Here is a 9,114-nt window from a genome sequence, read left to right on the forward strand (position 1 = left end):
CACGCCTTCGGCGGCCCCTATCCCAACCCCTCGGTCACGGGCGCGGCGGTGGCGGCGGTGACGAAGAATATCGGCGTGCGCGCGGGCAGCGTCGTCGCGCCGCTGCACCACACCGCGCGCATCGCCGAGGAATGGGCGGTGATCGACAACCTGACCAACGGGCGCGCGGGCCTGGCCATCGCGTCGGGCTGGCAGCCCGACGACTTCGTGCTGCGCCCCGAGAACACGCCGCCCGGCAACAAGCCCGCCATGGCAGAGGCGATCCGCGACCTGCGCCGCCTCTGGGCGGGCGAGGCGGTGGCCTTTCCGCGTCAGGACGGCACGACGCACGCCGTCGTCACGCAGCCGCGCCCGGTGTCGCAGGAACTGCCGATCTGGGTCACCACCGCCGGCAACCCCGAAACCTGGAAGGACGCGGGGCGCATGGGCGCCCATGTGCTCACGCATCTTCTGGGCCAGAGCATCGCGGAGGTGGGCGAGAAGATCGCGCTTTACCGCGACGCGCTGACGGAGGCGGGCCACGATCCGGACACGCGCACCGTCACGCTGATGCTGCACACCTACTTGGGCCACGACCGCGACGCGGTCCGCGAGGTCGCGCGCGAGCCAATGAAGGATTACCTGCGCTCCGCCGCCGGGCTGATCAGGAACTATGCCTGGGCCTTTCCGGCCTTCAAGAAGCCCAGGGGCGTCGAGACGCCCATGCAGCTCGACCTCGGCACGCTGACGGACGAGGAACTGGACGCGATCCTCGACTTCGCCTTCCAGCGGTATTTCGAGGACTCGGGCCTCTTCGGCACGGTCGAGGATGCGCTGGCGCGGGTGGAGGAACTGCGCGCCATTGGCGTGGGAGAGATCGCCTGCCTGATCGACTACGGCATCCCCGTGGAGCAGGTGCTGGAGGGGCTCGGTCCGCTGTCGGAGGTGCTGCGCCGCGCGAACGAAGGCGCGCAGGACCACTCCATCGCGGCGCAGATCGCCCGGCACGGGGTCACGCATCTGCAATGCACGCCCTCGATGGCGCGGATGATCGCGATGAACGAGGAGTCGGCCACGGCGCTTGCCCAGGTCCGGCACCTGATGATCGGGGGAGAGGCGCTGCCCGGCGCGCTGGTGCGCGAGCTGGCCGGGCTGACGGGCGCCGCGATCACCAACATGTATGGCCCGACCGAGACCACCATCTGGTCGGCGACCGAACCCGCCACGCCGCACGAGGGCGTGGTCAACATCGGCCGGCCCATCGCCAACACCGCGCTCTACGTGCTCGACGAGGCGCGGCGCCCGGTGCCCGTGGGCGTCGCCGGGGAACTCTGGATCGGCGGCGCGGGCGTGACGCGGGGCTACTGGGGCCGCGACGAACTGACCGCCGAGCGTTTCCGCCCCGATCCCTTCCGCGGCGCGGGACGCATGTATCGCACCGGCGATCTGGTGCGCCGGCGCGCGGACGGCAAGCTCGACTTCCTCGGCCGCGCCGACCACCAGGTGAAGATCCGCGGCTACCGGATCGAGTTGGGAGAGATCGAGGCCGCGCTGGAGGCGATGCAGGGCGTGCGGCAGGCGGTCGTGCTCGCGCGGGAGGACACGCCGGGCGACCAGCGGCTGGTGGGCTACGTCACCCTGTCGGCGCCGGTGGAGGAAGAGGCGATGCGCGCGCACCTGGCCGCGCGCCTGCCCGCGCACATGGTGCCGGGCCGGGTGGTGACGCTGGAGGCCTTCCCGCTGACACCCAACCGCAAGGTGGACCGAAAGGCGCTGCCGGTGCCTGCACCGCGCCGCGTTGCGGCTACGGACGCGCCCGCCGGCCCGGCCGCCGCCGTCGAAGCTCCTGCGCCGACGGCGCAGCGGACAGCCGGCGGCCCGGCACTGGCGGCAGGCGAGGCCGTGGACCGCGTGGGCGCGATCTGGTCGCGCGTGCTGGGCGTGCCCAAGCCCGGGCCGCGCGACAACTTCTTCGACCTCGGGGGCCATTCGCTGCTGGCCGTGCAGGTGCACCGCGACCTCCGCGCGGAGCTTGGCGTTGCGGGCCTTGCCATCACCGACATCTTCCGCTTCCCGACGCTGGGCGCGCTGGCCGCAAGGGTCGAGGAGCTGGCGGGCGGGAAGCTCGCCGCCCCCGCCGCCCCATCGCCCGCCGCGGCGCAGTCCGCGCCGGCGCCCACGAACGAGCCCCACGCGCAGCGCGCCCGCGCGATGGAGCGGCGCCGCGCGATGCGCGCCCGCAGGCGGGCATGATCGCCACCGCCGACCGCCTCGGGGCGCTGGAACGGCTTGCCCGGCAATTCGCCCCCGAAGGCGCCGGAGTCGTCAGCTTTCGCCCCGATGGTGACGCCCGGGCCTACGCGGCGGAGGCGGAGGCCGTCGCCCGTGCCGTCCCCGCCCGACGCCGGGAGTTCGCAGCCGGGCGCACAGCCGCGCGGTCCGCGCTTGCGCAACTGGGCATCCCGCCCGCGCCGATCCCCGTGGGCGAGGGCCGCGCACCGGTCTGGCCTGACGGTATCGCGGGCAGCATCGCGCATTGCGCGCTCGGCGGCATCGTGATCGTGGCGCGCAAGGGCGCCGTCTCGGCGCTGGGCGTGGATCTCGAACGCGACGCGGCGCTTGCGCCCGATCTCTGGCCCGGCGTGCTGACCGAAGAGGAAATCAGCGATCTCGCGGGCTTGCCCGAGGACGATCGGGGCCGCGGTGCGCTCGACCGGTTCGTGGTCAAGGAGACGCTCTTCAAGGCGCAGTATCCGCTGACCGGCCGGATGCTGGACTTCGACGTGGTCACGGTGCAGTTTCCACAGCCCGGCCGGTTCCTGGCGCGCGTTGACGTGCCCTTTGGTCCTTTCGCCGCGGGCGATCGGCTTCGGGGAGGTCTGGGTCGCGCGACAGGCATGGTCCTTGCCGTCGCGGTCCTTTCGGACGACGTCATCCTGCAGCGTGGTTCATGTTGACGCGCGCCCCGGCGGAAACGCAGTGTTTCCGCCGGAATTGAAACGAATTCATGGCCTTTTCGTGGCAGGCACGGTAGATGCAGGCGCGGTGGGGCCGCTGGAAGCCGCGACTGACGGTGTCGCGTCCCGGAGGTTGTCATGACTGGTCTCGCCCCTCTGGATATGGTGCTGAGCGTGATCCGCAGGCGGTTCTGGCTGCTCGTGATCATCATCGTCAGCGGCTGTATCGCCTCCGTCTGGTTCGCCCTCAACCAGCCGCGTGCCTACGAAGCGGTCGCGGCCATGCAGGTCCGTGGCCCGCTGGTCGAGGAAGCCGACGGAGGCGCGTCACGCACCGCCGTGGCCGACCAGCTCGAACTGATCGAGCGCCGGCTGCTGGCGCGCGACAACCTGGTCGCCCTGATCGAGACATACGATCTGTTCGACGACGTTCCCGGCGCGACCATGCTGGAAAGGATCGGGCTGGTCCGGGCCGCCGTCGGGCTGGAGGAGATGCAGACCGACGTGCCGTCTTTCGGACCCAATGCCCGCGTGGCCGCGGGGATGATCATCACGGTGCGGCTTGGCGATCCGGAACTCGCCGCAGCGGTCGCCAACGATCTGCTGGGCACGATCGTCGCTGCCGGTCGCCGCGGCCTGATCGAACAGGCGCGCACGGCAGAGACCTTCTTCGTCGAGGAAGAGGGGCGCGTGGCCTCCGAAATCGCCGAACTCGAGGCGGAAATCTCCGCGTTCAAGCAGGAAAACGCCGCCGCGCTGCCGGAGAACCTGGCCGCGTTGCGCACGCAGCTGTCCAGCCTGCGCGAGGCGGAGCTGGACGTGGAACGGGAGCTTATCGCGCTCGAGACCGACAGCGAGCGCCAGCGCGCCGAAGTCGTGGACCGGCAACGCGATCTTCTGCAGAACCAGCAGCGCCTTCTGTCCGAACGAATCGCCGAACTCGAGACCACGCTGGCGCGCGCGCCGCAGGTCGAACAGGCATACGCCGCGCTCTCGCGTGAGCTTGCCCAGGTCCAGGAGCGATACGAGATCGTCACCCGCCGGCGGGCCGAGGCAGAGATGACGCGCATCCTGGAGGACCGGCAGAACGCGGAGACCTTCGAGGTGCTGGAAACGGCGATTCCGCCGGACTACCCTGTCTCGCGCAGCCGCCGCGCGCTGGCGATGGCGGGCGGAATCGCGAGCGTCATGGTCGCGGGTATCGTCGTGGCCCTGCTCGAGTTCCTGAATCCCGCGATCCGGACCGCCGCGCAACTCGAAAAGGCGCTGCAGATCAGCCCGGTCGTGACGATTCCGACCGTGCGCACGCGATGGGAAGTGCGGCGCCGATGGATCGCGGGAACGCTGGGGCTCGTCCTGATCGCGCTTGGCATACCCGCGCTGTTGCGCATGGCATCGTCGCACATACCCGCGCTGCGCCCCCTGGCAGAGCGCCTGCCGGCTCTGGCTCAGGGCTGAGGCACGTGCCTCAGTAGCTGTAGTCGCGGATGCTGGGCCCCTCGGCGCGGTTCAGCACCACGCCCAGCAGCGGCGTGTGATCGGCAAGCCGGCGGGACACCTCGGTCACCTCCTCGGGCTTCGTGATGCCACCGCCCACGACCAGCAGCACGCCGTCATACTGCCCGTGAAAGGCCAGCACGTCGTCGTGATAGAGCGCCGGCGGCAGATCATAGAGCACGACATCCGGTCGCAGCAGCGCGTCGAGCCGGCGGAGGGCCGCGGTCGCCTCGGGCGTCTGCAGAAGCTCCGCCGCATCGCGCTCGACCCGGTCGTTGAGCCCGAAGGCCAGCGACGGGCCGATGCCAAGCGCGTTCTGTGCAAAGCGCCGGATGTGCAGGTCCGGGCGGGTCCTGCCGCGCAGCAGGTCGCCGATCGGCCCGGGGTCCGGCACGCCCAGAAGCTTCGCCAGCGAGGGATTGCGCAGATCCATGTCCATCAGCAGCGTCCGCCGCGTATAGGCCCGCGACAGGCTCAGCGCGAGATTGGCCGCGACGAAGCTCTTGCCGCAGTTCTTGGTCGGAGAGGTGATCGCCACCCTCCGCCAGCCGTTGTCGGCCAGCGCCTGCATCAGGCGCGTGCGCAGCACGTCGAAGGCGGCGTGCGAGGGATCCTCGCGCCGCGCGCTGATCATGCGATGCCGGTCGAGATGAGCGGGATCCAGCGGCACCTGCTTCAGCGCATCCCAGGCGGCAGCGACGGAGGCGACCGGCGACAAGACCTCGGGTGCCGTGTGATCGGCATCCTGTCGCGGGTGCGGCGGTGCGATTTCAGCGGCGTCGGACGAAGCCACCGCCGGGCTCGCTGGCGCGGCGTCGAAATCCGGCGCCCCTGCGCGCGGCACGGCGGGTGCCGCGGGAGTCAGATCGGGGAACGGGTGCTCCCGGCCGGCCGGCGCCGGGGCGTCCGTCTCCGCGACGCTTTGCGGAACATTGTCTTCCGGGTCGGCGGCGGCCTGCGCGTCCGTTTGCGGCGCGGGGACACGCGCCTCGGGCCACTGCAGCGGGGCGTGTTGCGGCAGCTCCTCGCGGCGCGCGTCGGTGGCCTTCGCGGCGGGCGGGCGAGAGGTGTAGACGGGGGCGGCGCGGTCCGCGGCCTGCCCGCGTGTCGCCTTGCCCGTACGCATCCCGCGGCGTGGCAGCCCCGTCTGGCTGCGCGCGGCGATATCGGACAGAGAGCGGTTCTGCGTGTTCATCCGACCCGTTCCTCCGTCGCCCGTGTTGTCACCATGCTCGTTCACGGCACGCTCCGCACTCCGGGCGCGCGAACTCTTGTCGTCGCGGCCCCGTCCGGTCCTTCGGACCGTTTCCTGCTCTGCCTCAGTACACCCCGAAAATCTGTCGGAAATGCGCCCCTTCTGGCGTCATTTCGCGATATGGAAACAATAGATGCTGCGCGGGTACGGTCCAGGCCGCTACCGCGGCCGTCACTTGTATTCGATCAGCTCCGCGTCCTGCCCCGCCCGCGCCCTGCGATAATACGTCAGCATGCCCCAAAAACCGGGGAGCTTGGACAGGACCAGCAGTCCCGCATGCGCCGCCGCCTCCTTCGGCGGCTGGCCCGCGCGCATCAGGCCGTGCGCCGTGCGCAGATAGGACAGCAGGAAGAAGCCCGCCGCCAGCGCCACGAGCGGCCACAGGCCGGCCAGCGCCCCCCCGGCCAGCAGGGCCAGCGCGGCCATGTTCATCCAGACCCGCCGCCGCTCGGCGGCGAGGTGCCCCGGATGCCGCCGCCCCATTTCGGCGAAGGCGTGGCCGGCGCGCACCATGCGCCGCCACCATTCGGAGAACCGCGTCATCGCGATGTCGTGCCGGGTCATGTCGCGCGGGAGCCGCAGGAGCTTCCAGCCCGCAGCGCCGAGGCGCAGACAGAAATCCTCGTCCTCTCCGGCGATCAGCCCGGGGTCGAAACCGCCGATCTGGCGGAAGGCATCCGCACGCACCATCACGTCCCCCCCACAGACGGTGATCGGTCCCGCGGGACGATGCCATTCCACGTCGGCGAGCGCGTTGTAGATGCTGGCATCGCGGTGAATTTCCGATCTCCACCCGGTCACAAGGCCAAGGTCGGGATCGGCGTCGAGGGCGGCTTGCCCGGCCTCGAGCCAGCCCGGCACCAGCGCGCAATCGCCGTCGATGAACTGCACGATCTCGGGAGCATCGCCGACTTCGAGCTGCGCAAAGCCCGCATTGCGCGCCCGTGCGGCGGTGAACGGGCGCGAGGTGTCGAGTTCGACCACCTCTGCGCCGGCGGCGCGGGCCGCAGCCACGCTGCCATCGGTCGAGCCGGAATCGACGTAGACGACACGCGCCTCCACGCCCTCGAGCGCGGCGAGCGCGCGGACCAGCCGCGCGCCTTCGTTCCGACCGACGAGGACGATGCCAAGGGTCACGGCGCGTCCCCCGCGAAAAGGCACGCCAGCTTCGCGGGCTCGTGCGCGAGGTTGAACTCCGCCTCCACCGCGGCGCGGCCGGCCTCGGCCAGCCGTTGCCGAAGGGGGGCATCGTCGAGCAGCCGCCCCAGCGCCCCGGCCAGCGCACCCGCCTCGCCCGGCGGAACGATCAGCCCCGTCTCGCCGTCGCGCACAAGCTCCGGGATGCCGGCGATCCGTGTCGTCACGACCGCGCACCGCGCCGCCAGCGCCTCCATCAGCACCACCGGCAGCCCCTCGGCGAAAGAGGGCAGCACGAAGATGTCGGCGCCGGCCAGCGCCTCGGCCACGCCCCGCTCGTCGCGGTAGCCCGCGAAGGTCACGCGATCGGACAGCCCGGCCCGCACTGCGTGCGCTTGCAGCGCCGCACGGTCCGGGCCGTCCCCGATCAGGGCAAGGCGTGCGCCGGGGTGGCTGACGGCAAGCTCCGCCATCGCGTCGAGCAGAATGGGCACGCCCTTGGCCGCGGACAGACGGCCGACAAAGAGCAGCGAGCACCCGTCCCGCCCGCCGGCGGCATAGCGGTCCGGGTCCACGGCGCAATGCACGATATGCAGCTTCGGCCATGCCTCGGGCGCCGAGAACAGCATCGCCTGCGACCGGCAGAAGGCGCTGATGCAGGCGACGAAGCGCGCCTCCGCGATCTTGACGTCGAGCCGCCAGCGATGCGCCTCGAAGAACACGTCCGGCCCGTGCAGTGTGAAGCTGAAGGGAAGGCCGGCCATCCGCGCCGCCAGCATCGCGACCGTGCAACTCGAACTGCCGAAGTGGTCGTGCAGATGCACCGCGCCGGTGCGTTGCAGGTGCCGGGCCAGCACTGCGGCTTCCAGGAAATAGAAGAGCTGCCAGAGGCCGGCCTTCAACCCGTCGCTGCGCGCCCGCCAGGCGAGCGCGGCGGCCCCGGCCCAGCGCCCCGGGCTGCGGGCCAGGACTCGGGCATGCGCCGCCAGCAGATGCAGCGGGTTCTTGGCCGCCTCCAGCACGCCGAAGGTGCGCGCCGCCTCGGCCTGTTGCGCCGCGCCGACCACCTCGGACGGCGGCGGGCGGCGGATCGTGCAGGTCACGATGTCGAGACCCAGGGCGCGCAGGGCCGCCACCTCGCGCTGGATGAAGGTGTGCGAGACCTTGGGGTAACCGCCGGTGACATAGGCGACCGGCCCCGCCGGGCGCGACACGCCCGGCGTCGCCGTTTCCATCTCGGTCGATGTCTGATCGCGCATCCGCGCCCCGCGCCCACGCCGTTCCCGGTTCTGTCTGTCATGCCCCGCGAAATTGTCAATTTCGCAGCAGTCCCCTGGCAGGGCGGCGGCAGCGGGGCAAGGGATCGGTCAGGGCCGGGCAAGGCGCGGCGGGCGTCGCCCCTTCCATCTCGGTCGACGTCTGGCGCATCCGCGCCCACGCCGTTTCCGGTCCCGTCCGTCATGCCGCGCGAAATTGTCAATTTCGCAGCAGTCCCTTGGCAGGGCGGCGGCAGCGGGGCAAGGATCGGTCAGGGCCGGACAAGGCGGAGGAACGGGTGGACTTCATCGGGGCCGGTGGCTGGACGGTGCGGGTGAACATGCCAGATCGCGGCGCGGCACTTTCGGCCGTGCGCGATCGGCTGCGCGCGGGCCGGGGCTTTGCGCTCGCCACGATCAACCTCGACCATCTGGTGAAGCTGCGCGGGGATGCCGTCTTTGCACAGGCCTACGCGGCGCAGGACATCGTGGTGGCCGACGGCAACCCGGTGGTGTGGCTGTCGCATCTGGCGCGGCGGCCCGTGGCGCTTGTGCCCGGGTCGGACTTGGTGATCCCGCTGGCTCGGGTCGCTGCGGAAGAGGGCGCGCCCGTCGCGCTGGTGGGCGCGACGGCACCGGCGCTCGCCGCCGCCGGCGCGGCGTTGAAGCGCGCGGCGCCGGGGCTGGAAATTGCCGCCGAGATCGCGCCGCCGATGGGCTTCGACCCCGACAGCCCCGCCGCTGACGCGCTGCTTGCGGAGGTGCGCGAGAGCGGCGCGCGGCTGGCCTTTCTCGCGCTTGGCGCACCGAAGCAGGAGCGGCTGGCGGCACGGGGGCGCCGTCTGGCGCCGCAGGTCGGCTTCGCCAGCATCGGCGCGGGCCTCGACTTTCTCGCCGGAACGCAGCGGCGCGCCCCCCGCTGGATGCAGGCCGTGGCGATGGAATGGCTCTGGCGGATGCTGTCGAGCCCCGCACGCCTTGGCCCCCGCTACGCGCGCTGCGCCGCGATCCTGCCCGGGGAAGCGGCCCGTGC

Annotated in this window: 7 protein-coding genes; 4 read left to right on the forward strand and 3 right to left on the reverse strand. The window is 71.7% G+C overall.

What is annotated here, in order from left to right; all coding sequences use genetic code 11:
- The 3 genes from ACLFOB_RS12605 to ACLFOB_RS12615 all read left to right on the forward strand — a co-directional run.
- Positions 1-2,232: MupA/Atu3671 family FMN-dependent luciferase-like monooxygenase (locus tag ACLFOB_RS12605; protein WP_410926286.1), on the forward strand; the 2,232-nt coding region annotated here is incomplete at its 5' end.
- Complete coding sequence (locus ACLFOB_RS12610; RefSeq protein ID WP_410926287.1) at positions 2,229-2,936, forward strand: 4'-phosphopantetheinyl transferase family protein; 708 nt, start codon at positions 2,229-2,231, stop codon at positions 2,934-2,936. The genes ACLFOB_RS12605 and ACLFOB_RS12610, both read left to right, overlap by 4 nt.
- Positions 2,937-3,074: 138 nt before the next feature.
- On the forward strand, positions 3,075-4,394 hold the full coding sequence (locus ACLFOB_RS12615; RefSeq protein WP_410926288.1) for a chain-length determining protein: 1,320 nt from the start codon (positions 3,075-3,077) through the stop codon (positions 4,392-4,394).
- Positions 4,395-4,404: 10 nt separating this feature from the next.
- Here the strand turns inward: ACLFOB_RS12615 and ACLFOB_RS12620 are convergent, their stop codons facing one another.
- From ACLFOB_RS12620 to ACLFOB_RS12630, 3 genes are all read right to left on the reverse strand, one after another.
- A complete protein-coding gene (locus tag ACLFOB_RS12620) occupies positions 4,405-5,628 on the reverse strand; it encodes an exopolysaccharide biosynthesis protein (protein WP_410926289.1) in 1,224 nt (407 codons plus the stop codon).
- Positions 5,629-5,859: 231 nt separating this feature from the next.
- Positions 5,860-6,825, reverse strand: coding sequence for a glycosyltransferase family 2 protein (locus ACLFOB_RS12625; RefSeq protein ID WP_410926290.1), 966 nt, complete (start codon positions 6,823-6,825; stop codon positions 5,860-5,862).
- Complete coding sequence (locus tag ACLFOB_RS12630) at positions 6,822-8,084, reverse strand: glycosyltransferase family 4 protein (protein ID WP_410926291.1); 1,263 nt, start codon at positions 8,082-8,084, stop codon at positions 6,822-6,824. Before ACLFOB_RS12630 ends, ACLFOB_RS12625 begins: the two co-directional genes overlap by 4 nt.
- Before the next feature lie 338 nt (positions 8,085-8,422).
- Here ACLFOB_RS12630 and ACLFOB_RS12635 point away from each other — a divergent pair.
- Positions 8,423-9,114 (forward strand): WecB/TagA/CpsF family glycosyltransferase (locus ACLFOB_RS12635; RefSeq protein WP_410926292.1); only part of this gene is annotated, 692 nt, incomplete at its 3' end.

The organism is Rhodosalinus sp., from assembly GCF_046542825.1.
Taxonomy (GTDB): Bacteria; Pseudomonadota; Alphaproteobacteria; order Rhodobacterales; family Rhodobacteraceae; genus Rhodosalinus.

Excerpts from the sequence above, each read along its gene's own strand:
- ACLFOB_RS12610 (WP_410926287.1), top strand. The coding sequence starts at position 2,229 with ATGATCGCCACCGCCGACCGCCTCGGGGCGCTGGAACGGCTTGCCCGG.
- ACLFOB_RS12630 (WP_410926291.1), bottom strand. The coding sequence starts at position 8,084 with ATGCGCGATCAGACATCGACCGAGATGGAAACGGCGACGCCGGGCGTG.
- ACLFOB_RS12615 (WP_410926288.1), top strand. The coding sequence starts at position 3,075 with ATGACTGGTCTCGCCCCTCTGGATATGGTGCTGAGCGTGATCCGCAGG.
- ACLFOB_RS12620 (WP_410926289.1), bottom strand. The coding sequence starts at position 5,628 with ATGAACACGCAGAACCGCTCTCTGTCCGATATCGCCGCGCGCAGCCAG.